Annotated in this window: 15 protein-coding genes, 1 tRNA gene and 1 pseudogene; 5 read left to right on the top strand and 12 right to left on the bottom strand. The window is 51.5% G+C overall.

From position 1 onward, the window contains the following. Nucleotides 1-91: 91 nt before the first annotated feature. The 5 genes from D6029_RS21580 to D6029_RS21560 form a co-directional block, all read right to left on the bottom strand. Complete coding sequence (locus tag D6029_RS21580) at nucleotides 92-808, bottom strand: ABC transporter ATP-binding protein (protein ID WP_120066729.1); 717 nt, start codon at nucleotides 806-808, stop codon at nucleotides 92-94. After that, nucleotides 805-1,680, bottom strand: a complete 876-nt coding sequence (locus D6029_RS21575; protein WP_120066728.1) for an ABC transporter ATP-binding protein — start codon at nucleotides 1,678-1,680, stop codon at nucleotides 805-807. The genes D6029_RS21580 and D6029_RS21575 overlap by 4 nt, the downstream gene beginning before the upstream one ends. Continuing rightward, the gene (gene livM, locus D6029_RS21570; protein ID WP_120066727.1) at nucleotides 1,677-2,969 is read right to left on the bottom strand and encodes a high-affinity branched-chain amino acid ABC transporter permease LivM; all 1,293 of its coding nucleotides are present in this window, start codon (nucleotides 2,967-2,969) and stop codon (nucleotides 1,677-1,679) included. Before livM ends, D6029_RS21575 begins: the two co-directional genes overlap by 4 nt. Nucleotides 2,970-2,980: 11 nt before the next feature. Beyond that, nucleotides 2,981-3,895, bottom strand: a complete 915-nt coding sequence (locus tag D6029_RS21565) for an ABC transporter permease subunit (RefSeq protein ID WP_120066726.1) — start codon at nucleotides 3,893-3,895, stop codon at nucleotides 2,981-2,983. 86 nt (nucleotides 3,896-3,981) lie between these two features. Next, nucleotides 3,982-5,103, bottom strand: coding sequence for a branched-chain amino acid ABC transporter substrate-binding protein (locus D6029_RS21560; protein ID WP_120066725.1), 1,122 nt, complete (start codon nucleotides 5,101-5,103; stop codon nucleotides 3,982-3,984). Between the two features lie 485 nt (nucleotides 5,104-5,588). On the opposite strand from D6029_RS21560, the gene D6029_RS21555 reads away from it, so the two are divergent. Both D6029_RS21555 and D6029_RS21550 read left to right on the top strand, forming a co-directional pair. After that, nucleotides 5,589-5,664 (top strand) — tRNA-Asn (locus D6029_RS21555). Nucleotides 5,665-5,762: 98 nt separating this feature from the next. Continuing rightward, a complete protein-coding gene (locus D6029_RS21550) occupies nucleotides 5,763-6,461 on the top strand; it encodes an RluA family pseudouridine synthase (protein WP_120066724.1) in 699 nt (232 codons plus the stop codon). 276 nt (nucleotides 6,462-6,737) lie between these two features. On the opposite strand, the gene D6029_RS21545 is transcribed toward D6029_RS21550, so the two are convergent. After that, complete coding sequence (locus D6029_RS21545) at nucleotides 6,738-8,333, bottom strand: sigma factor-like helix-turn-helix DNA-binding protein (RefSeq protein ID WP_120066723.1); 1,596 nt, start codon at nucleotides 8,331-8,333, stop codon at nucleotides 6,738-6,740. A gap of 473 nt (nucleotides 8,334-8,806) precedes the next feature. Between D6029_RS21545 and D6029_RS21540 the strand changes: the two genes are divergently transcribed. Beyond that, a complete protein-coding gene (locus D6029_RS21540) occupies nucleotides 8,807-9,157 on the top strand; it encodes a hypothetical protein (protein WP_120066722.1) in 351 nt (116 codons plus the stop codon). A gap of 260 nt (nucleotides 9,158-9,417) precedes the next feature. Further along, entirely contained in the window at nucleotides 9,418-10,095 is a 678-nt protein-coding gene (catA, locus tag D6029_RS21535) for a type A chloramphenicol O-acetyltransferase (protein ID WP_120066721.1), read from the top strand. A gap of 98 nt (nucleotides 10,096-10,193) precedes the next feature. Here catA and D6029_RS21530 read toward each other — a convergent pair whose 3' ends face one another. From D6029_RS21530 to D6029_RS21500, 6 genes are all read right to left on the bottom strand, one after another. After that, nucleotides 10,194-12,122, bottom strand: a complete 1,929-nt coding sequence (locus D6029_RS21530) for a putative bifunctional diguanylate cyclase/phosphodiesterase (RefSeq protein ID WP_120066720.1) — start codon at nucleotides 12,120-12,122, stop codon at nucleotides 10,194-10,196. 17 nt (nucleotides 12,123-12,139) lie between these two features. Beyond that, on the bottom strand, nucleotides 12,140-12,634 hold the full coding sequence (locus D6029_RS21525; protein ID WP_120066719.1) for a putative pterin-binding protein: 495 nt from the start codon (nucleotides 12,632-12,634) through the stop codon (nucleotides 12,140-12,142). Between the two features lie 588 nt (nucleotides 12,635-13,222). Then, a complete protein-coding gene (locus D6029_RS21515) occupies nucleotides 13,223-16,462 on the bottom strand; it encodes a hypothetical protein (protein WP_208642707.1) in 3,240 nt (1,079 codons plus the stop codon). Further along, nucleotides 16,446-18,530: an Eco57I restriction-modification methylase domain-containing protein gene (locus D6029_RS21510; RefSeq protein WP_120066717.1), complete on the bottom strand. Its 2,085-nt coding sequence runs from the start codon at nucleotides 18,528-18,530 to the stop codon at nucleotides 16,446-16,448. The genes D6029_RS21515 and D6029_RS21510 overlap by 17 nt, the downstream gene beginning before the upstream one ends. Next, entirely contained in the window at nucleotides 18,527-20,398 is a 1,872-nt protein-coding gene (locus D6029_RS21505; RefSeq protein ID WP_120066716.1) for a DNA methyltransferase, read from the bottom strand. The genes D6029_RS21510 and D6029_RS21505 overlap by 4 nt, the downstream gene beginning before the upstream one ends. 6 nt (nucleotides 20,399-20,404) lie before the next feature. Next, entirely contained in the window at nucleotides 20,405-20,626 is a 222-nt protein-coding gene (locus D6029_RS21500) for a hypothetical protein (RefSeq protein ID WP_120066715.1), read from the bottom strand. Between the two features lie 500 nt (nucleotides 20,627-21,126). Between D6029_RS21500 and D6029_RS22895 the strand changes: the two are divergent. Next, nucleotides 21,127-21,537: pseudogene (locus tag D6029_RS22895) on the top strand (DUF1281 domain-containing protein); the annotation flags it as partial. Nucleotides 21,538-21,539 lie beyond the last annotated feature (2 nt).

The following is a 21,539-nucleotide window of genomic DNA, read 5'->3' as shown; positions in this document are numbered from 1 at the left end:
CATAACAGTATCTACAAAACCCGAACCGTAGGTCGGATAAGCGTTAGTTTTCGTAGGTCGGATAAGCGCAGCGTCATCCGACAGGATCTCCTCAAATCCCGCCTAAATACGCTTTGCGCACTTCTTCATTCCCCAACAACTCCGCACCGCTGCCGCTCAAACGAATCTGCCCGTTCGCCATCACATAACCACGGTCAGAAAGCTTCAGCGCGTGGTGTGCGTTCTGTTCCACCAGGAAAATCGTCATGCCGTTACGCGCCAGTTCGCGCAGCGTCTGGAAGATTTGCTTCACCACAATGGGCGCGAGTCCGAGACTCGGTTCATCCAATAGCAACAATTTCGGGCGGCTCATCAGCGCACGCGCAATCGCCAGCATTTGCTGTTCACCGCCAGACATGGTCATCGCCCGCTGTTTGCGGCGCTCTTTCAGGCGCGGAAACAGGTCAAACATGGTTTGCAAATCCTGCGTCGCAAATTGGTCGCCGATGGGAATAGTGCCCATCAGCAGGTTTTCTTCCACCGTCATATCCGGGAAAATGCGCCGCCCTTCCGGGGCCTGGGCAATGCCACCAGACGCCACAAAGTGCGTCGATTTATGGCTGATATCAGTGCCGCGAAACAGTATCTGGCCGCCCCGAATGCGCGGCTGGCCGAAGATCGACATTAGCAGCGTCGATTTCCCGGCACCGTTCGCGCCAATCAAGGCCACGGTTTCCCCTTCATTCACCTGCAACGAAACCTGTTTTAGCGCCTGAATCGCGCCGTAATACACATCGACATTGCGAAACTCGAGCATCGCCTCACTCATACACTGACCTCATCTTCGTCGGTGCCCAGATAGGCGGCTATCACTTTTTCATCGTGTTGGATTTGTTCAGGTTTTCCCTGGGCAATTACATCGCCGTGGTCGAGCACGATAATGTGATCGGAAATCTCCATCACCATGCCCATATCGTGTTCAATCAGTAACACCGTGATGCTGTGATGGTCGCGCAGGAAGCGAATAATTTTACTCAGCGTGCGCGTTTCTACCGGGTTCAGCCCCGCCGCCGGTTCATCCAGGCAGATCATTTCCGGCGCGGTACACATCGCGCGGGCGATTTCTAATCTGCGCTGTTGCCCGTAAGACATCTCCCCCGCCAGGCGGTTGGCGCAGTCCACCAGTTCCACCACTTCGAGCCAGTAAAATGCCCTGTCCAGCGCACGGCTTTCCGCTCGCCGATACGCAGGCGTGTTCAGCACGCCCGCCAGTAAATTACGATTCACCTGCATGTGCTGCGCCACCAGCAGGTTTTCCACCACCGACATTTCACGGAACAATCGGATATTTTGAAACGTACGCGCCAGCCCGGCGCGATTCACCAGATGCGTGCCGCCGAACATTTTGTAGTACAGGCGCGAACCAAGCCGCGCCGGGTTTATCCAGTCGCCAGGCTGGAATTTTTGCCCGAGCACCTGAATCACGTTGGTGGTTTTGTCTCGCGTGTTAAACAAAATATTGCCGCCAGAGGCTTTGTAAAAACCGGTCAGGCAGTTAAATACCGTGGTTTTCCCCGCTCCGTTGGGGCCAATCAACGCGGTAATCGAGCCACGCTGCACCTCAAGATTGACATCGTTTAGCGCTTTAATGCCGCCGAAGTGCATCATCAAATGTTCAACGCTTAGAATCATTTCGCTCATGGCGCGACTCCTTTGCGCACCACATAGCCGCTGCGGTTGATGCGAATCAGGCCGCGTGGCCGCCAGATCATCATCACCACCATCAACATGCCGAACAGCAACACGCGATATTCTGCAAAGCTGCGCAGCAGTTCCGGCGTCACCGTCAGCACAAACGCCGCCAGCACCACGCCAATCGTTGAACCCATCCCGCCTAACACCACGATGGCGAGGATCAACGCAGATTCAAAGAAGGTGAATGAAGTCGGGTTGACAAAGCCCTGATACGTGGCGAAAAACACCCCGGCGATCCCTGCCGTGGATGCGCCCAGCGTAAAGGCAGAAAGCTTAACCAGCACATGATTCAGCCCCATGGAACGACAGGCAATTTCATCTTCGCGTAACGCTTCCCAGGCGCGGCCAATCGGCATCCGCGTCAGGCGGTGTTTGATGTACAGCACCAGTAAAACCACCAGCACCAGAATGGCGTAGATAAAAATGAACTTCAGATTCGGGTCATAGGTGAGATTGAAAAACTCATGGAACGGCACGCCGCCCTCTTCTTTGGCGCGTCTCCCAAATTCAAGGCCAAACAGCGTGGGAGGCGGTGCGGAAATGCCGTTCGGGCCACCGGTAAAAGTCAGCCAGTTATTGAGCACCAGGCGGATGATCTCCCCGAAGCCGAGGGTGACAATCGCCAGGTAATCACCGTGCATTCGTAGCACCGGGAAGCCGAGCAACGCCCCTGCGGCGGCGGCCATTAATGCCGAAAGCGGCAGCATCGACCAGAATCCCAGCCCGAGATATTGATACCCCAACGCCAGGCCATACGCGCCAATCGCATAAAAGGCGACGTACCCCAAATCCAACAAACCGGCGAGGCCGACGACAATGTTTAAACCCAAACCTAGCAACACATAAATCAGCCCGAGGATCGCAACCGTCAGCACGTATTTGGTGGCGACAAACGGGAAGCAAACCGCCAGCGCGATCACCAGCGGGATTATCCAGCGCAGGCGGCTTTTGTAATTCGGTGGGCGCACATACACGCCCGAATTATCCGTTTCAAAACGGCTTAAAAACCGCGTTCCGGTATTGGTCGTCAAAAAGGCGCTCAGTAAAAGACGCCCGAGCATCACTACCGCGATAATCACGATTAAGCGCTGCCCTTCGAAATTAAAGCTGTAGCCGTCGAGCACCACGCCGACTATTGGCCCGAAAACGATCAACGCCACCAGTCCTGCGAAAATCGCATCCAGTAAGCAGCGTTTGAGGGAAAAACCTTCATGCAAAGCCGTTTCTGCTGTCATTTTTTGTTCCCTCACACTTTGGCAACCATTGGCCGGCCAAGCAGCCCCTGCGGACGGAAAATGAGGATCACCACCAGTAATCCAAACGAGAACACATCTTTGTAATCAGAGTTCACCATGCCGGAGAATTGCGCCTCGGCGATGCCTAAAATCAGGCCGCCCAGCATCGCTCCGGGTAGTGACCCAATCCCGCCCAACACCGCGGCGGTAAAGGCTTTTATGCCGATGATAAAACCGGCGTAGAAATCAAACGTGCCGTAGTTCATGGTGATCAGCACGCCCGCCAGCCCGGCCATCGACGCACCAATCACAAACACGATGGAGATAATGCGGTCGGCGTTAATCCCAAGAATCGAGGCCATTTTGCGATCCTGCTGCACCGCACGGCACATGCGCCCCAGTTTGGTGTTGCCGATTATCCAGGTGAGCAGCAACATCCCCGCAAACGAGGCAATCAAAATGAACACTTTGGTATAGGTGATTTGCACGAAGCCTTCGCCAATATGAAAACGAAGCACGCCGTCGAGCATGGTTGGAATGCCCTGCTGGCGCGGCCCCTGGCTGATTTGTGCGTAGTTTTGCAGGATAAGCGACATGCCGATGGCGGAAATCAGCGGCGCTAAACGGGTGGAGTTGCGCAGCGGTTTATAGGCGATGCGCTCAATCGTCCAGCCATAGACGCCCGTTACCACAATGGTGAACACCAGCGTGCCGAGAATTAATAAAGGGAATGAGTGCAAACCGAAGAACGACAGCAACGCCAGCCCGATGGCGCAGAGATAAGCGGAGATCATATACACTTCGCCGTGGGCGAAGTTAATCATGCCAATAATGCCGTAAACCATGGTGTAGCCGATGGCGATCAGGCCATAAACGGAACCCAGGGTTACGCCGTTAACCAACTGTTGCAGGAAGAATGCGTCCATAGTCAGGCAGTCTCTTTTATGGCGGCTGACGAGCTTCTTTTGTAGGTCGGATAAGCGCAGCGTCATCCGACCCACAAACCCCGAGATTATTGGACTTCTTTGTACTTACCTTGCGCATCCCACTGATAAACCACGTAATCCGATACTTTCAGGTCGCCCTTGTCATCCCAGGCTTTTTTGCCCATCACGGTATCTACCGGATTGGCTTTCAGCCAGGCGCTGGCTTTGGCGGAGTCGGTGCCACCCGTGGCTTTGAAGGCCGCAGCAATCGCCTGAACGGACGCGTAGGAATAGAGGGTGTAGCCTTCTGGCTCAAATTTGCTGGCGCGGAATTTGTCGATAACCGCTTTGCCGTCCGGAATCAGACGCGGATCTTTGCCGAAGGTCATATAGATGCCGTTGGTGTATTGCGGGCCGCCCGCCGCCGTCACCATTTCTTCGTTCACAATACAGTCGCCGGAGAAGAACTTAGCCTGCACGCCTTGCTCACGCATCTGGCGCACCAGCGGGCCAGCTTCCGGGTGGCAACCGCCGAAGAACACCACATCCGGCTTTTGCGCACTGATTTTAGTGACCAATGCGTTAAAGTCTTTTTCACCGCGCGACAACCCTTCATACATCACATCGTTCACGCCACGTTTCGCCAGCGCCGCTTTGGTGGCATCCGCCAGCCCCTGCCCGTAGGTGTCTTTGTCGTGAATAATCACCACGCGCTTGGCTTTGAGCTTGTCGATAATGAAATCGCTGGCGACCTGCCCTTGCTGGTCATCACGCCCGCACATGCGGAACATATCGCTCATTTTACGTTCGGTAATCAGTGGGTTAGTCGACCCTGGAGTGATAGCCAAAATCCCCGCATCGTTGTACACCTCGGAGGCTGGCATAGTGGAAGATGAGCAGAAATGGCCGACCACGGCTTTGACTTTATCCTGATCCACCAGACGGTTAGCGACGGACACCGCCTGTTTCGGTTCACAAGCATCATCGCCCTGAACCAGTTTGATTTTTTCGCCGTTGATCCCGCCTGCGGCGTTGATATCTTCAGCGGCTTGCGTCGCCCCATGCCAGTATTGGTCGCCATAAGTGGCATTCGGCCCGGTGAATGGCCCGGCAACACCAATGACAATATCGGCCTGGGCGGAGAACGCCGTCACCAGACAACCTGCCAACACAAGAGAAAGAGGACTTCTGATAAATTTCAGCGACATTTGTATGTTCCTTAGCAAAAAAGCAAAGAGGTTTATGCACAACGGTTTAAGACCATTCACAAGCAAAAACACGAACGACTACAAATCGGACTATCCAGACAAAATCCTGTGGCTTACGGCGGGGTTTCCATACGGTCTTTCACGGCCTTGAACATTAAGCAAAATGGTTGCCAACATTGTTAACCGAATGTCAATGTTTCGACCTTTGTCAGTATAGAGGGCGGTAGAAAGCCTCTCGGGACAACGCGTTGAAATTACAGCGGGGATCACATCTGCTTAACAATAAAGCAAAAAAGTTGAGAATTTTGCCACATTGCACCATTAAAGAACTTACTTAATTAAGGGTTAAGTGTCACTTCAGGCCAACCAGGATAATTCGCCTTAATACTCAACAAGTTGACTATAAAAAGAGCAAACAAAAATCTTTTTCGCGAACCCTTTGACACGCCCCCTGCTTATCGTTAATATGCGCCCCGTTACACAATTCCTCTGTAGTTCAGTCGGTAGAACGGCGGACTGTTAATCCGTATGTCACTGGTTCGAGTCCAGTCAGAGGAGCCAAATTCGAAAGCCTGCTTAGGAAACTAAGCAGGCTTTTTTGCGTTTGCGGGCGAGAAACGGTCGTCACGACGAAGTGAATTCCACATGCGAGAAGCCTGATGTCGACGATCATTGATAACTTTATTGCCCCGCCGTGCTACGACGAGATTGAGATTCTCTATCAGGACGAGCACCTGGTGTTGATCAATAAACCCAGCGGGCTGCTGAGTCTCTCCGGGAAAAACCCGCAAAACCTTGATTCGGTGCATCATCGGCTGGTGAAGATATTCCCCGGCTGCACTCTGATCCACCGTCTGGATTTCGGTACTTCCGGGCTGATGGTGATTGCCCGCAATAAAACGATCAACGCCGCACTCTGCCAACAATTCAGCCAGCGCACCGTGACCAAAGTCTACAGCGCCCTGCTCTGCGGGCATCTTGAAAACGACGAAGGCGTAATAGACGCCGCGATTGCCAAAGACCCGGCGCTGTTCCCGCTGATGTCGATTTGCGAAATCCACGGCAAGCCTGCCCGCTCCCGCTATCGCGTGGTTGAGCGTTTTTATAAGGGGCTGGACGACGGTACGCGACTACCATTGACGCGGGTTGAACTCACCCCGGAAACCGGGCGCACGCATCAACTCCGCATTCACTGCCAACATTTGGGCCATCCTATTTTGGGCTGCGATCTATACGGTGGCCTGCTGCTGCCGGGTACCGAAAAAACGCCACGGCTGATGCTGCATGCCAGCGAGCTGGATTTTGTTCATCCGGTGAGTGGTGAGTGGGTTAAAGCACGCAATGCGAGCCCGTTTTGACCGTCCATCAACACTCATCACCTTTTCATGCTGAATGTGGTAATGGCTACGCCGTGGCTAATCGCATCAGAAACAGCGCCAGACAGGCAAACCAACAAGCCACATAACAATTTAAGCATGAGAAAACCTCGGGAATGCGATAAAAGCAGAAAAATGAAAGCGAGGATACTCTCAGGAAAATGGCTGGGTATTGCCTAGAATCAACCGGGTTAGTTGGATAGAAAGGTTCTGTAGCGAGAAGGGGATTGAACCGCCCCATTTTAGAAAGCTCACGGCTCAATCCATTATAGCCAGCCTCGAGTCAGAGACATTTCTCGCAGTAATACGGTAGGATCTGTCTACCTCAGCACCTGACTGAATGATAAACGCCGTCAGATCGAAGCGTGTAAGTTCATGTCGCATACGTAACTCCATCATATCGCGCCAGTTCAGCACCCCGGATGCGTTCAGTTCGTTTTCTATCAGTGCCCATTTAGCCGCAGGGATGACGTGTTCTTCCAGTTGTCGTAACGTATGTCGATCACTGACAACCAGCCATCCCCACCCTCGCGCGTGCGCCCATGCCCGACCCGCATTGGCTTTTACGCGGTTGATGCTTAAGGCCATGCTGTCTGTCGGCTTAACTTCAACAAGCAGGCACCGACCATCGATGGTCGAAACGAGCAGATCTGGATAGTAATGTCGAAGCCTGCCTTTAAAACTGTACGGGATAGCAACGGGTTGTTCCTGATAAAAGGAAACCAGGTCACTGCGCTCCAACAGCGTCATGATGTCTAGCTCAAGACCAGACTCATATTGGACAGTGCGTTCGAGCTTCTGTGAGTAAAAATGACCGGCGATATCCGAATCATTGACTACTCGCTGCGAAGAGAGTTGCGCTGCCGGTGGTGGCGGAGCGATGATTGAGGGCCAGTATGTATTGTTTAACCAACCGCTAAGCACAGACTCAACTCTATCTTTCGCGGCTCTCCCCCGGTTCAACTCGCGCAAATTTGCCTTTTGTTGATGTGAAATAGCGGAGAAAAATCCCACAATTTCCACTCTCTTAACCTTCAGAATACCGGTAGTGCAGAGAATGAAATTCGCGGCCAGTTTAGGCGACGTCATAAAATCACGGTGAGCGATACGATGCGCCCATATCGCTATTTCATACGGGGAATCGCTAACTGCTTTAATGAGCTTTTTAAGGGCGGCGCCGGGGGTTCCCTCATCGCGAGAGTTAGCCGCTAGCCGCCTGAAGGCACGTTCCTGAATTTGTCTGACTCTCTCACGGGAAATGCCCCATTTGAAGGCGATCTCAGCGAGTGTATGGGGATGCTCATCTGTGCCAAGACGCATCAGAAGAACATCACGATCGCGCTCCTTAGATAAACTCTCCACAGCAGCACTGACCAGCATAATGACATCGGATTCGCTGGCTACATAATCCAAAAATTCCGTGTTGGAGACGAAATCTGTTATTTTCTTTTCGACTGGCGTTTTACCGTTCGCCCCCGGCAACGTTGCACATGACAAAACAGCTTGCTCGCCAACCCTCTGTGGTATCCCTGATTTCTGTTTTTTTTCCGGGTCTATTTCAGTTGCAGCAGATGCATACAGGGCATTGATAAGACATGCTCGCTCTTGATTTCGTGTTTCGTCGAAATAGCGCGCCAGATCACTCACTGAACCAACATTGTTGCTCTGGCAAAATTTAGAGGGGAGCAAACGCATAATCGCGCCGTATATGCCTCCAGAAGTACGCTGATGACGTTCGAGGAGCTCACTTAACGTGAAGCCCTGCTGTATTTCCAGGATCAATTGCTGAAACTCTTCTTTACTCCACGGAGCTCCGTGTCGCGCAGGAAAGTTTTTGGTAGAGATATCAGACATGGCTTTAGCGTTACACTCCCTATTTTTCGTTACGCACTGCCCCACTTTGAGCGCATAACGTCCATTTACGGTAATGATGGTAGCAACTTCAGTTTGTGGAAGAAAACAGCCGCACGGACATTAATCACCAAACGTGATCTCCGTAATATTATTCTGATAGCTAGTGGATTAATGGCACCCCATCCTTTACCTGGCGGTGAGTCACAGAAGCCCAATTTAGCGAGATATAGTCATTCGCACCCTGAGAATTACACTTTTAATTGTATTTAATAAAATCGTAGTATTTCACTGGATTAACCAGCGAGCATTAAAACCCTCAAATCTATAAGACCCATCTCATTAAAAGTAACTTTCATAGATAATTGATTTAAGTCAATTGATAATAAAAAGTGAGATTTATTACCGTTGAGATCATGTTATATCCCTACCTACAGAGTAGGTGAAATCATTGCTTTTATTACAGGTCCATGGAAATGAGAAATTTATTGAAACTGTCTACTATTGTTCTAATCCCTACTCTTTTTGCGGCTGGGTGTGTCAATAAAGAATCCACCGAGCGTTCGCATCACAACAGCGTGACAAACCAATATGAAGATGCACAATTAAAGGATGAAACAGCGCGTTTTCTGGCCGTCTGCGAGGAAAGTGGTCGACAGAAAAAGATTGCCGGATGGAGTGAAAGCCGGTTAAAAGAAGAACAACAGAAGGACTTACACCGAGCTACCGCCGCTGCCAGCGGGGATAAGGTATCGGCGGAGATTAGCATGGCTGAACGCGCCCGCAGTTGTAACCAGGCAGAACTTGCAGCCTTTAAGGCTTCTTAGCTCGGGGCCGCCAGTTAACGATCTTAGGGCAGATTTGGCGAGAAGCGGATATTCTACGAGATTCTAGTGTCAGGAAAAAACCGTATATTGCACAATCTGCCTTTATTATCTGATATATAAATTATTTTAAATCCCCTTCCCTCCTGTATAATCATGCGCTATTCTCAAAAATGCTTTCGCTACCAAAATGGTTAGCATCCTATATGTTTCCTCAATTCATTAAATTTAGACTAATATCTGATATATAATCAAAGGTTAAAATGAAAAATACAAACCCGGAATATACACCAGTTGACTTATCTCGTTGGGCAAGGAAGGAACATTTTGAGGTATTTCAGTCATTTGCTCAAAGTACAATTAACCAAACAGTGCTGGTCGATATTACCGCACTGCTAAAACATATAAAGGAAGTTGGCTGGAAATTTTATCCTACTATTATTTTCCTGATTTCTAAAATCGTAAACCGTCATGCGGAGTTCCGTATGGCCATGAAGAATAATGAGCTTGTGATATGGAATGACATTCATCCAAGCTACACCATTTTCCATAATGAAACGGAGACCTTTTCATCATTATGGAGTCACTACGATGGCAATATTCATCACTTCCAGGACGTTTATTCAGAAGATATAGCACGCTATGGTAATAACCTTGCTTATTGGCCGAAGGAAGAGTCTCGGGAAAATATATTTTTTGTATCAGCTATTCCTTGGGTCAGTTTTACCAGTTTTAATATCAACGTTGCTAACATGCAGAACTTTTTTGCTCCGATGTTCACTATTGGAAAGTATTACACGCAAGATGGAAAAGTATTATTGCCTGTCGCCGTTCAGGTTCATCATTCCGTATGCGATGGTTTCCATGTGGCAAGGATGATCAATGAGTTACAAGAGTTGATTAATGATATCGGGCATCTTTCAGAGGAATTCAATGCTTGATGCGCCAGAGGTCTTAAAGACCTCCTTTTATATAGAGTAGGCAGCAAACTGAGAACCAGGGCTGGCAACAGGCGTTTGCTACCCCTGTAGTTTTCCATTTAACCGTATCTGATTTTCCCATCAATAAAAGGCTGAGGTTTACCAAACAGATAACCTTGTATGAAATCACAGCCCAGAACCTGAAGGCTTTCCAGTTGCTCTTGTGTTTCAACACCTTCCGCAACGGATTTCATATTGAGTGATTTCGCCATGCCGGTGATAAGCCTGATGATATTAAGGGCGTCTTCCTGTGTGGATATCGAATTCACAAAGGACTTGTCTATTTTAATTTTATCGAAGGCAAGCTTACTCAGGCGCGAAAGAGAAGAATAACCGGTGCCAAAATCATCGATGGAGATTTTCACCCCCAGAGACCGCAACCTGTAAAGCGTATTCATCGGCGTACTGCTCTCAGTAAAGAGAGAGGATTCAGTCACTTCCAGTTCTAGACGCTCAGCAGGAAGTCCCGTTTCGTTCAGAATAGACAACACAACGCCGGCAAAGGCTTTACTGCTTAACTGGACAGGAGAAACATTGACTGAAATTTTAGTCGGAATAACCCAGGAAGCGGCTTCCCGGCAGGCCATTTCAAGCACCAATTTCCCCATCTCATTAATCATTCCTGTTTTTTCAGCCACAGGAATAAAGCTGTCCGGCGACAACAGACCCTTCTGAGGATGTATCCAACGAATCAGGGCTTCATAGCTATAAATTTCCCGGCTGAAAGAATCGACAATAGGCTGATAATAAACCACGAATTCTTTATTCACTAACGCCAGAGCCATATCATGTTCGAGGGTTCGGCTTTCTTGCAGCTTATCTAACATCCATTGCCGGAAGACTTTAATCTTACCCGCGCCTTCCTTTTTGGCTTCATAAAGGGCCAGATCGGCAAATTTATACAGATAGTCGGAGCGGCGTTCAGTGTCTGAGATAACAATGCCGACACTGGTGGTAATATTGATAATCGTATTATAAATAGTGTAGGGCTGGTTAATCGCATGGCATATATTTTGAGCTCGTGAAACGGCACTGCTCTCCGTCAGTCCACTCGAGAGAAACGCAAATTCATCCCCGCCTAAACGATAAAGCGTATCGGAAGTCAGGCCCATCGAAATAAGACGGTGTGATATCTGGCGTAATAACATATCACCGACATCATGACCGTATGTATCATTGACCTCCTTGAATCGATCTAAATCAAACAACATCACATTCACAGAATTATTGCTTTTTACTGCGTCCTCAATGGTTTCATTTAAATTCTCCCAGAAAAAATGCCGGTTATTCATTTCTGTCAGAGAGTCATGGTAGACGTCATATTCCAACTTCGCATTCTGGACTTGTAGTTTTTCTTTAGATTCCTGCAGTGCTTCAGCAAGACTCTTTACCTGAAGATGCGCCTTCAGGATATTTCTGTTTTGATAAAATATCAGCACACCCAATATCGCACTCATTATTATCAGCAATACAGACGTCGCTGAGTAAATATAGTACAAGGTTTTAATTTTGAGGTTGGCGTTATTAATCGAGTTGATATCTTTGTCTAAAGCGCCAGACGACAGACGACTCAGTTGCGCATCAAGCGTCTGCATTTTTTTCAGGTATGCCTGGAGTTCTGAGCGGTTCATTTTCTCAAGATGAATATCCAGATACTCAAGTGTCTTTTCAAGCTGTAGAGCCAGCGTATGTTGGGCTTTATTACTTTCTATGTAATCCCTCAGATCGCCTTCTTTCATTAAATCACTCTGGCTGAGCATAATGTCGAGACGCATACGCACATCATCCAGCGTCATCGTCTCATCAATAGTGTAAAGACCAAGCAACGATTCGAACCGATAATATTCTGACACCATCTGGGCAGCAGACCATGAAGCGGCGTAGTGAGTCAGTTTCTGCAACTCTTGTTGCCTTTCATGCACAAGGAAAGAGATATACGCGGTCGATATAAAAAGGAAAAAAATGATGCCAGCCAGAATTCTGTTCATGTTCGTGTTCTGACCCCTTACTCAATATTCATTCTGCTGACCTGCCAGGCTGACCTTGAATAATAAATCTGATTATTCAACTCAGGAATGCTGTCATAGGGGTAAACAACAAACAACGGGCCTTTATCACGGATACGCATATATTCTCCGTTGATTTTTAAAGCAAGGATAACGTTGTATTTCTTAAAATCACTGAGGGGGATTTCGGTGGTGTAGTCATTGAGCGCAGTGACTTTAACAACAGAACCTTTTGCCCCGACATAATCCATGAGTTTTTGCAGTGGAATACCCGTAAAGGTAGTGCGGCCATCATACCAGGGAGAAGTGGTCTTGAAGCTGACCATACCCAGTTTCTCAAGGCTGGCGATATCAAAAACCGCTTTTCCAGCTTCATTGGTGTTTTCGATATTACCGGACAGCGTTAAAAGGATTTTACCGGCAGGTCTGGCAAATTCACCCGCCCAGACCTGTGTGGTGAGCGCAAAGCTTAAAAGCATGACAATTAATCGCATTCTGACCTCGTATATCAACCGGATGTTAAAGAATTATAATTTAGTTATTGTGCTATTTATATATGCTCCTGGACTATTGTTAATGCAATCATTTCACCACTATTTTAATTCATTAAAATCAATTAGTTAAAAAACACTTTCTTTTTATATTGATTATATAATTTCGATGCCGTTATTTGATATACATAAAACAGCGCTTCGCTTGTGTAAAAAACAACCAATTATTTACACATTGCAAATATACACACAGCAATGTAAAGGTTTATTTGTTTATGAGCTTGGGGGGATTTAATGCCCCATCCGCTTTTGCATGGAGTTGACGGATGTGGTGCTGAGGGGCAGCTAAGAGCGATAAGCGGACTCAGCCCGGAACAGCTTGAAAACCAGAGCTTCGCTTCGGGTCCATTATTCGCGGGTATGTTCATACAGCCCTCAGACACATATCTGATCGATGTTACGATGGTTGAAGTGGCCTACTAAATTAGGCCACCTGAAAAGAACTGCTATTGTGCCGTTCATCACCGAAATGCAACTGGCCAAGGAAGTGGAGGTATAACCCGGCGTAAGGCTGATCAACTCTAATCGGACTTAAACACCGTACAGGCGGGCACAAGCTGCCTGATAGGCATCCCAGCCAGGCAGTTGCTCAAGCGCAGCTCGGATTTTTTTTCGCCGCGTGATCATGTGCTTTTGAGGCGAGAGCATGGGTTGCATGTCAGGTTGCGTGCGTCGGGTGGCCCATTCGGACAGCAACGCCTTTGCTGCATCAACGAGCGCTCGGTGGTCTAGGTTCGCTGCATCAAATGCCGGAGTTCGGTCGAATGCCAACTTATGGATATGGCGTTCGCCAAACGCTCCGCGTGGCTGATGCGCCTTTATGACCTTGATGACAGCCTGGCTGTTTATTAACGCGGTGATGTAGATTGCCTCGTCCTCGGTCGTAACGCGTCCCCAATAAAGAGTCTGGTCGATGACAGTCTTGTCGCAAGGGATCTGGTCGCCGCGCACATATGCGGCGCACGGCAGCTTGCCCCCTGCCGAGGCAAATACCAGCCAGTCTTGACCGGTCCAGCCCTGGGCAGATAGCTTCTTGCGGTCAGTGTCCACCGTCTTGAAGAATTCATCGACACTTTCGTCAATGGCAGTTAAAGCAGCCTTTATCGCGCCACCCGTCGCTCCGCCAAGCGCAGCGATCCCCGGTCCAGTACGAGGCCTCCAGCCGTTCGTCCCGTACTGAAACGGTAGAAGCCCTTTGGCACCGGCGGCGAGCTCATACGGTGCCAAATGCTTTGAAATCAGCACGTCGAACATCACCTGGTCGCTAACTCCGGTTGCAGTCAGCACGAAATCTTTAAGCCTATGGCCATCCGATCTCAGGAAGTAGTATGCTGAGCCGGCATTGATTGGCCCCAAGTTCCAACCCGCGCTGCTTTTTGTCGCTGCGTGAAAAACGATACCACGGGGCATCACGTCGGCACCTTGCCGAAATAGCGGCCCGATGGATTTCTTAGTCGCGACTTTCACGGCCGGCGCAACAGGTGGCGTAGTCGTCCATGCAGTGCGTCCATTGGACTTGACGATGTGGTACGTTGTAGCTGTCTCTGATGTTATGCTCACGTCCCGTCCTGCGAAAGCCGTAGTGACGCATGGATGCGACCTGAAACCGAAAAGTACAATCGCTTCGTTCTTGAAGGTCTGGCTAGCAATCTTCCATATCTCGGCAGGAGCGAATTGCACAGGCTTGTTCGCAGTGAGGTAGCCGGCCGACCGGAATGGCTCATGGTGCGACCCGTTTAGCACCGTGTCCGGCAGGATGCATCCAATCACCGCGCCGGGAGTCAAATAGCGTTCGACGGCATGCAAGAGGAAGATAGTGGCGATTTCAACATGAAGATGCGAAGAGCCGCGAGCTTTGATGCCGTGGAGCTCAGCCTTGGCTTTCAGCGCCTTTTGATATGGGTTGCTCGCGATTTTGCTGAGAGCCAGCCACGGCGGGTTCGTCACTATTCCGTTGAAGCGTCCCGCGACGAGAGCCGGTCGGAAGCTGTTTCGCAGCACGAATGCCCAGATGCCATTGCGACCAGCACGCTGGAGTTTCTCCAACGCTTTGAGCAGCTTCTTACAGAACTCGATTGATGCGGCCCTTAAGTCCACGCCCAGCGTAACACCGGTGTCCATCAATACCGCGTCCACCATCGTCTCGATGTCTTGATCCGTGAGTGTCGTGCTGGCTGCCGCTGCGCTGCTCATTGCCATGTCATATCCACGCGAAAGCAGGGCGTCAAACAAAGTTTGGTTCGATGCTGTAATCAAAAACTGGGGGAGCTGGACCTCTTCCGTGTCGAGTTTGAGCTTTCGCTGCTCTTCTCCAGTCGTGCTGAACACCTTCGTCACAGGCGTGTTCGCAAAGAGCGAGTCGGCGTGGTAGACAGGAATCTGCGCCTCATGCCCGGCGGCGAGCCAATCCTTACTGGCCAGCACCCAGCCAACCTTGGCAAGCATCACAGCCAATGGGTCGATGTCGAATGCGGTGATCGCGGTCGCGAGTTCGCTGAGCGCAGTAGGGTCACCTGGAACTCTGCCAGCCGCGAGCAGGCGTTGCTGGGCACGCTTCACCGTCTCCACAACCATCGCTCCCGATCCGCAGCACATATCGACGAAGCGCGGCTGCTGCCCTTTGGGGAGCGCCGACATGGCATGCTCGACGAGCTTGCCGGCGAGCCAAGAAGGCGTCCACTCCTGTCCCAGCAGAAGTCGTTGCGAGCGTGCCGCCAACTGCGCCATGAGGGTACCGAAAAGGTCTTCGGCAGGAGATGATTTGAAGTCGTAGGCGCGAAGGTCGTTTTGAATGTCGCGCGCGACGGCGACCAAGTCGCTGACATAGGGACTGGCGTTTAGCCAACCGAAGTAGTCGTATTCTACAAGGTTGGGCAACCCACGAGCTTTGAAGAAAGACCCGTCCAGAATCGCTTGCAACTCTGCATCATCGCTGATCAAGGCCCTTCCGTTCAGAACGTTGGCGCAAATAAGCTTAGCAAGGGTGAGTATGTAGAGTTCCCCGACATATGAAGCCTTGTCGAACTTGCCAGCAGCAGCGTCTCCACCCAGGTAGGAGACGAAGTCTGTCCAAAGCTTTGTGATCAAGCTGGCATAGGTGGAATCATGGGCGAACGCACGGTCCACAAGGGCATCAATCGGCTGAACATGGGCTTGGCAAAAAGGACTGCTGAAGCCCAAGTCCTTCGCAAGGGTCAGTGCGGCCAACAATCGGCCACCTTCGCGGCCAAGATGGCGGACCAGAAAATCCCCGAGCTTCTTAGCCTCAACATCGCCAGCCGCAGAAAGGTCGTATGACTCTATCTCGGCGAGCTCGATGTGCTCCGGGCCGAAGCTCGTCGCGCCCGGAACGGCAGAAAGATCTTTGATGTCCAGGATGCCAAAAGCGTGCCACCGGACAGTATCGGAGAGCACGCCAACTAGCAGTTCGCGAGGTGTCCCTGCATTGAGCTGGCCCGCGCAGTACTGCTTCACCTGGTGAAGACCGTGCGCGAATGTGCCTAGCGTGCACAAGTCTCTTTCGTATTCGATTACTGTGGCGCCCACGAGCACATCGACGAAGCCATGCTTCTTGGCCCCCAGTTCATGGAATTTTGCCAACGACTCTGTCCCGGTAACGTGAGCCTTGATCCACCAAGGTTGGTCGGGGAACATCAACGGCAACTTGGCTGAGAGAGCGTGCCGGAGCACATCCTCCGCCTTACCTTCACAGATCAGGTCGCGGGCTTCCTTCAGGAAAGCCTTTCCCTGCGCTTCAACATATTTCACCACAATCGCGTGCTCCCTTTTTTGTGTTGTGTTTTGAACGTCTTTCCTGTCCCGCGCGCGCAATTCTCTGCAATTCCTTAATTCCTTCGCGATCGCACCCGACAGCTTCGCCCACCACGGCGTTGATATTGTTAAGCACCGTTTCCACTTCTGCGTATTCTTCCATGACAGCGAGCTCGTCGCCATATCGTGAAAGCTTGCAAAGCTGCTCTTCATCGAACGCTGGAACCGGGAAGCGCCGCAGATGCGTGGCTTCCACTTTCAGAGCGCCGCCACCCATGACAGCTCCCGAGGTTTCGATGACAGCCTGCGCCCACGCGCTGTTCATAAAAGCGAGCAGAGCTGCTGCGCTCCACTTGCTGAGCGGCAAAGTCCACATCGTCGAAAAATTTGCGTCGATGAGGCATTGCCGGGCCTTGTTCAGGTAGGCTCTCGGAGTGGATGAATTCACTCGCGCCAAGAGAATGTCCGGCAAATGTCTCGCCACAAAGTCGGGCAACATATACCAATGACGCGGTGGCATGCCGCGAGCCGCAGGCCTGATATTCGGAGAAACGGCGGTGAGATTCCAGACCTTCTGAGGCTTGGTGTCAGTGCCGAAGTTGGCCCGGCCTGCAGCCCGAACGACCGCCGCAATTGACTCGGGCATGCATTCATAGACCGAGGAGAACATGTCTGCTTCGCCTAAATCCTCAGGTAGCGCATGCTGTCTGAGATCTAATGCCCAGCCAGTGGCGAACTCAGGTGAGACGGCGAAGCCTGCCGGAAGCTCAGACTGCCGGCGAATGACGGGACGAGCCACGCTGTCTGGCACCCATGCGGTCAATCCCGCCAGCGGGCCTGAAAAGGACAGCACGATGCGTCCTGACGAGCGGGCGCCATCGGCGTAGAAGAAGCTATTGGCTCCCGTACGTAGACCTTGACCAACAGCCACGCCCTGGGACTCGAACGTGGCGAAGGAGGGGGCTATGCCCTGGCGCGCAAGCCAGTCATCGATCTCGTAAGAGATGTGGATGCTTTGCGACATCTGGCTGCCTGTTTCGCCGATTACTGCAAACCATTTTTGTCTCGAAGCGGCTGCAACCATGTTTCTGTATGCGAGCTTCAACGACACGGGACGCGCGCGGACGAGCCCGCTGAGATGCCTTGCGCCATCTCGTCGCCACGATTGCGCTTGTTTTGCGAAATCTCGTTCTGGCCTCGATCCTCCGGCAAGTGCGATTCGCCCTATGGGGCTTTCCGTACTGGCCGCAGCTGATGAGATCAAGATGTGGCAGTAGGTAGAACTGTCAGCTCGCACAAGAGCCGATGCGCGCCGCTTTACCCGCCTGGCCACGATGAGCGTCGTCTTGACCTGAGCGTCGTCGAACCAAGACGCATGCTCGTCTTCCACGATGAACTCAATCTCAAACCAGCGGAACAACAGGTAGTGCACGATCGTCGCGTAGTCACGCGTCAGCCACGCCTCAGGCACCACCAACGCCAACCGGCCGCCAGTCTTTACAAGACTGGCGCAGAGAATCCAGGAGGGTACTGCCAAGTCGGACAAGCCGGAATAGCCGTTGATGAGGTGTGCAAAGAGGCGTTTGTCCTCTGCGTCCAGAGCAGAGAGATTTGGCAAGGCCCTCAGCAAGCCAGTCCTAACTTGTGTCGCCGTAGGAAGAACGTGCTCCACCGCCGCCTTTTCCGAAAACGATTGATATCGGACATAGGGGGGATTACCTATCACCAGGTCCCAGTCCGTCTTTCGCAGGCGTGAGATAGTATCTGGGTCAAAAGCGCTGCCAAGAATGCAATCGGCTTGCGGCAATCGGTTAGCGCAAGCATCGCGGGCAACGCGATCGATTTCGATGCCCGCAATAGATGCCGGAGCAGCGCCAATTTCCAGGCACGCTGCCAGTAAGTCGCCGGTTCCAGCCATTGGATCGACGATGCTCTCGGCCTTTTCCGCTTGGGCGAGTGCGGCGAGGATTCGGCCGAGGCCTACGCCAGTGAAATATTGGCCCAGTCGTTTGCGGCGCTCCGCTTCTGATGCGCATCCAGCGAGCGGTGGCTGATGGCTCTGCTTCATCGGTCTATGGAGGGGCTGCGCCCCGTACTGGTCTCTGCCCGCGCAAGAGCATAGAAGGTCCTGGCATCCATCTCAACATCTCGACCAAGCTGTAAGCACTTGCCGACGAATTGCGAATAGAGCAATTGCAGATCAGAAACTGAGTTGATACTTGCATTTCGGATCACTTCCGCGGCAATCTTGGAACTCGTCGTGTCAACTGCCCGGGCAAAGGTGCGCTTCGACAGCAACAATAATGGATCTCCTTTTACCGCAACGGTGGAGACGACCTGTTTGAAGCTCGCTTGAATCTTGTCGAGAACGCTCGTAGCTTCGACGGTGAAGCCGGCATTTGTGTACGCCTGCGCGAGCGCCCGCCAAACCTCCGAGTGCGCGGAGTGAAACACTACCGTCGCCAATCCCTCTGCTTTAAGTACGCGCCCTATCTCAGTGAACACGCTTTCCATCATCGCTCCATATTCCAACACCCCTTTGGACTGTGAGGCACTCACAATCACCTCGCGTGCACGGTCAGTGGTCTTTCCAAGCCAATGCTCGTTGATCTGATTGAGCTCCGCGTAAGGGATGTAAGCGCCGAAAGGTGGATCCGTAAAAACATAGTCCACCGAATTGGGTTTCAACGGCATGCTTTCACTGGTGCGGTTGTGGACGACGACTGTGCTTCCGCTACCATGTAGCATGTGGAACGAGTCGATGAATGCTTTGGACTTACGCCGTACGCCTTCGAGAATGTTCTTCTCAACTGGCAGTCCGCTGATATAGAGCACGCCGCTTTGCGAGCCAGTAAGAACGAAGTCGCTCTGCCCCTTTTTGAGAACGACACGAGTCATGAGCGTTGAGTGGCTCGCGTTGTAGCTCAGAACTAAAAGTTTCAAAGCGTCGCGCACGTTCTCCGGGAAATCAGCAACGATCTCCAGAAGGCTCGCCATCGCAATGAAGTTGCGTTTTGTGTAGAAGTGGTGAAGCTTGTCAATACCAACGTGGTAGCCCGTACGGTGCAGTTCTCCCCAGACAAGATCAGAGTCGGGGGCGGATTTTGGCGGTTTCGTTTTGGCGATTCGGGCAATAACTTCATAATCTTCGGGGGTAGGCGGACGTTGCCATTTTTTCGATCCGCTCTGACCATGCACTCGTGCGATCACGCGCTTTTTTGTCAGTTGCTTACGTCCAAATGCGTCCGGAGTCGTGTCAAGCGCTCGTTCGCAGGTTCCCACCGTGACCTGCTTCCGGCAACCCTCACAACAAAACGTGTCCGACATGCACAACGGTTTTGTCTTCACACTTGCGTCCCACAGAGAAGCTTCGTTGCCGCAATGTGGGCAGATGAGCACTTCGGACCAGATCACATGACGCAGCGTTCCAATAGAACCGCTCACATCTTTTGCCTCGTAGAGCCAAGAGAGTTTCTCTTTCGCCCGCTTGCATAGCTCATTGACTGCAGCTGCAAATGATTCCGGCTCTGGAGGGTGGCAGAGAGTTTCTGAAACGAACGAGCCCAACGTGCCGATCTCGAAAAGATGGGCGGTGCGCGGTCCCCAATTCGGCTTGATTCCGAGTGAGGCAGCCATGCGGCGCATAGCATCAGTGGGCCGATCACATAGCATGGTCGCGAGTCCTGTGGTTCCACTTCCGGCAAATGCATCAAGTACAGTCGCGCCCGGCTTGGTGTGCGTTGCTATAAATACAGCGATCACCTCGGGCGAGATTTTTGTTGGATAGGAAAAAGCGTTATAAAGTGGGCCCGTGCGCGTTGATGGCAAGGGAATACTGTAAAGCTCGGCGATATTCGCCATTGCTGTTTGACTATCTTGGATATTGACCTGTAGCGGGCCCAAATGGGTGCAGGTCGCTTCATGTTCGAGGCTCATTACAATTCAGTCCTCGGCTTTGACGTTCGGATTTTTAATGGCCCTCGTTTGAGCCTCTCGTACGGCAGGAACTGAGATGCTCTTAGATTCGCAGAAAGCTGCGACCAGAACTTCCAACATGTTCACCATACTTCGTTGCTCATGGTCGGCGGCAGCTTTCAAAGCGAGTTTGAAGCTGGGCGACACCCTCAGGTTCAGAGTGTCGCTCTTCACATCGTCAAATTTCATAGCGCTCCGCAGATGTCTGTGCATTTGCGTTATGGTATCAGAGTTGGGTGCGGAGAGTGCACAATTTTGCATGCCAAATGCTTGATAGCTACGCTGGACTGTGCACGTTGTTTCAGCAATTAGCGACTGCTTGCACCGATCGGGCCGCCAGGGTAAAGGCGGTTTCCGGCGTCACTGTTTCGCAGATAATCATCACCCGGGCACCGCCGCGCCAGGCGTCTCTTGACGTCGTCAGTGAAGTGGAATACTAAATTAGGCCGCCTGAAAAGAACTGCTATTGTCAGTTCATCAACAAAGCAGGTGACATAATGACTCAAAAATTTAGTCCTGAATTTAAACGTGAATGTGCACAACTGATCCTGCTGCATAATCACATGCAACCGGAAGTAGCGAGGGCGATGAATGTTAGTCTCACCCCGCCGGGTTTCCATCTTTGACATAACGGCATTTCACCACTGCCGCATAAGGGGCGCTAAGTAGGGGTACCGACGGGCACCGACTCCCCAACGCAGCAGAACAAGTCATTTGAACAATGGCTGATACTGCTGAAGAAGGATGCACCTCTTAACGCTGACACCATTCGCCAGACCGAACGGCTGTATCACCAGTCCTGTATCGATGCGCTGAAGTGGGAAAACCTCCCCGAAGCCGCACGGGAAACCATCAGCAGCCTGATGCAGCGGATGGTGGCTGACTGGTTCGGGATAGTGGAGCTCAGTGACGGCATCAATGCCGCCGCCTGCTGGGAACAACTGGCGGTAATGCCGGAGCGTTCGGTCCCCTGCGACATGTTGCAGGTGCTGCCAACGCGACTGTGCACGGAGCTCACCGGTACACACTCACGGGTGCTGTACACGCCGGCACACTACCTGAGTAACTTGGATTACCGACTTGTACGACCGGCCACATAGGT

The organism is Buttiauxella izardii (assembly GCF_003601925.1).
In the GTDB taxonomy this organism is placed as follows: Bacteria; Pseudomonadota; Gammaproteobacteria; order Enterobacterales; family Enterobacteriaceae; genus Buttiauxella; species Buttiauxella izardii.
This window is presented reverse-complemented; position numbering and strand designations above follow the sequence as displayed.

Bases quoted from the DNA above. Each gene is read 5' to 3' on its own strand.
- D6029_RS21580 (WP_120066729.1), bottom strand. From the start codon at position 808: ATGAGTGAGGCGATGCTCGAGTTTCGCAATGTCGATGTGTATTACGGC.
- D6029_RS21575 (WP_120066728.1), bottom strand. From the start codon at position 1,680: ATGAGCGAAATGATTCTAAGCGTTGAACATTTGATGATGCACTTCGGC.
- livM (WP_120066727.1), bottom strand. From the start codon at position 2,969: ATGACAGCAGAAACGGCTTTGCATGAAGGTTTTTCCCTCAAACGCTGC.
- D6029_RS21565 (WP_120066726.1), bottom strand. From the start codon at position 3,895: ATGGACGCATTCTTCCTGCAACAGTTGGTTAACGGCGTAACCCTGGGT.
- D6029_RS21560 (WP_120066725.1), bottom strand. From the start codon at position 5,103: ATGTCGCTGAAATTTATCAGAAGTCCTCTTTCTCTTGTGTTGGCAGGT.
- D6029_RS21550 (WP_120066724.1), top strand. From the start codon at position 5,763: ATGTCGACGATCATTGATAACTTTATTGCCCCGCCGTGCTACGACGAG.
- D6029_RS21545 (WP_120066723.1), bottom strand. From the start codon at position 8,333: ATGTCTGATATCTCTACCAAAAACTTTCCTGCGCGACACGGAGCTCCG.
- D6029_RS21540 (WP_120066722.1), top strand. From the start codon at position 8,807: ATGAGAAATTTATTGAAACTGTCTACTATTGTTCTAATCCCTACTCTT.
- catA (WP_120066721.1), top strand. From the start codon at position 9,418: ATGAAAAATACAAACCCGGAATATACACCAGTTGACTTATCTCGTTGG.
- D6029_RS21530 (WP_120066720.1), bottom strand. From the start codon at position 12,122: ATGAACAGAATTCTGGCTGGCATCATTTTTTTCCTTTTTATATCGACC.
- D6029_RS21525 (WP_120066719.1), bottom strand. From the start codon at position 12,634: ATGCGATTAATTGTCATGCTTTTAAGCTTTGCGCTCACCACACAGGTC.
- D6029_RS21510 (WP_120066717.1), bottom strand. From the start codon at position 18,530: ATGAAGCAGAGCCATCAGCCACCGCTCGCTGGATGCGCATCAGAAGCG.
- D6029_RS21505 (WP_120066716.1), bottom strand. From the start codon at position 20,398: ATGAGCCTCGAACATGAAGCGACCTGCACCCATTTGGGCCCGCTACAG.
- D6029_RS21500 (WP_120066715.1), bottom strand. From the start codon at position 20,626: ATGAAATTTGACGATGTGAAGAGCGACACTCTGAACCTGAGGGTGTCG.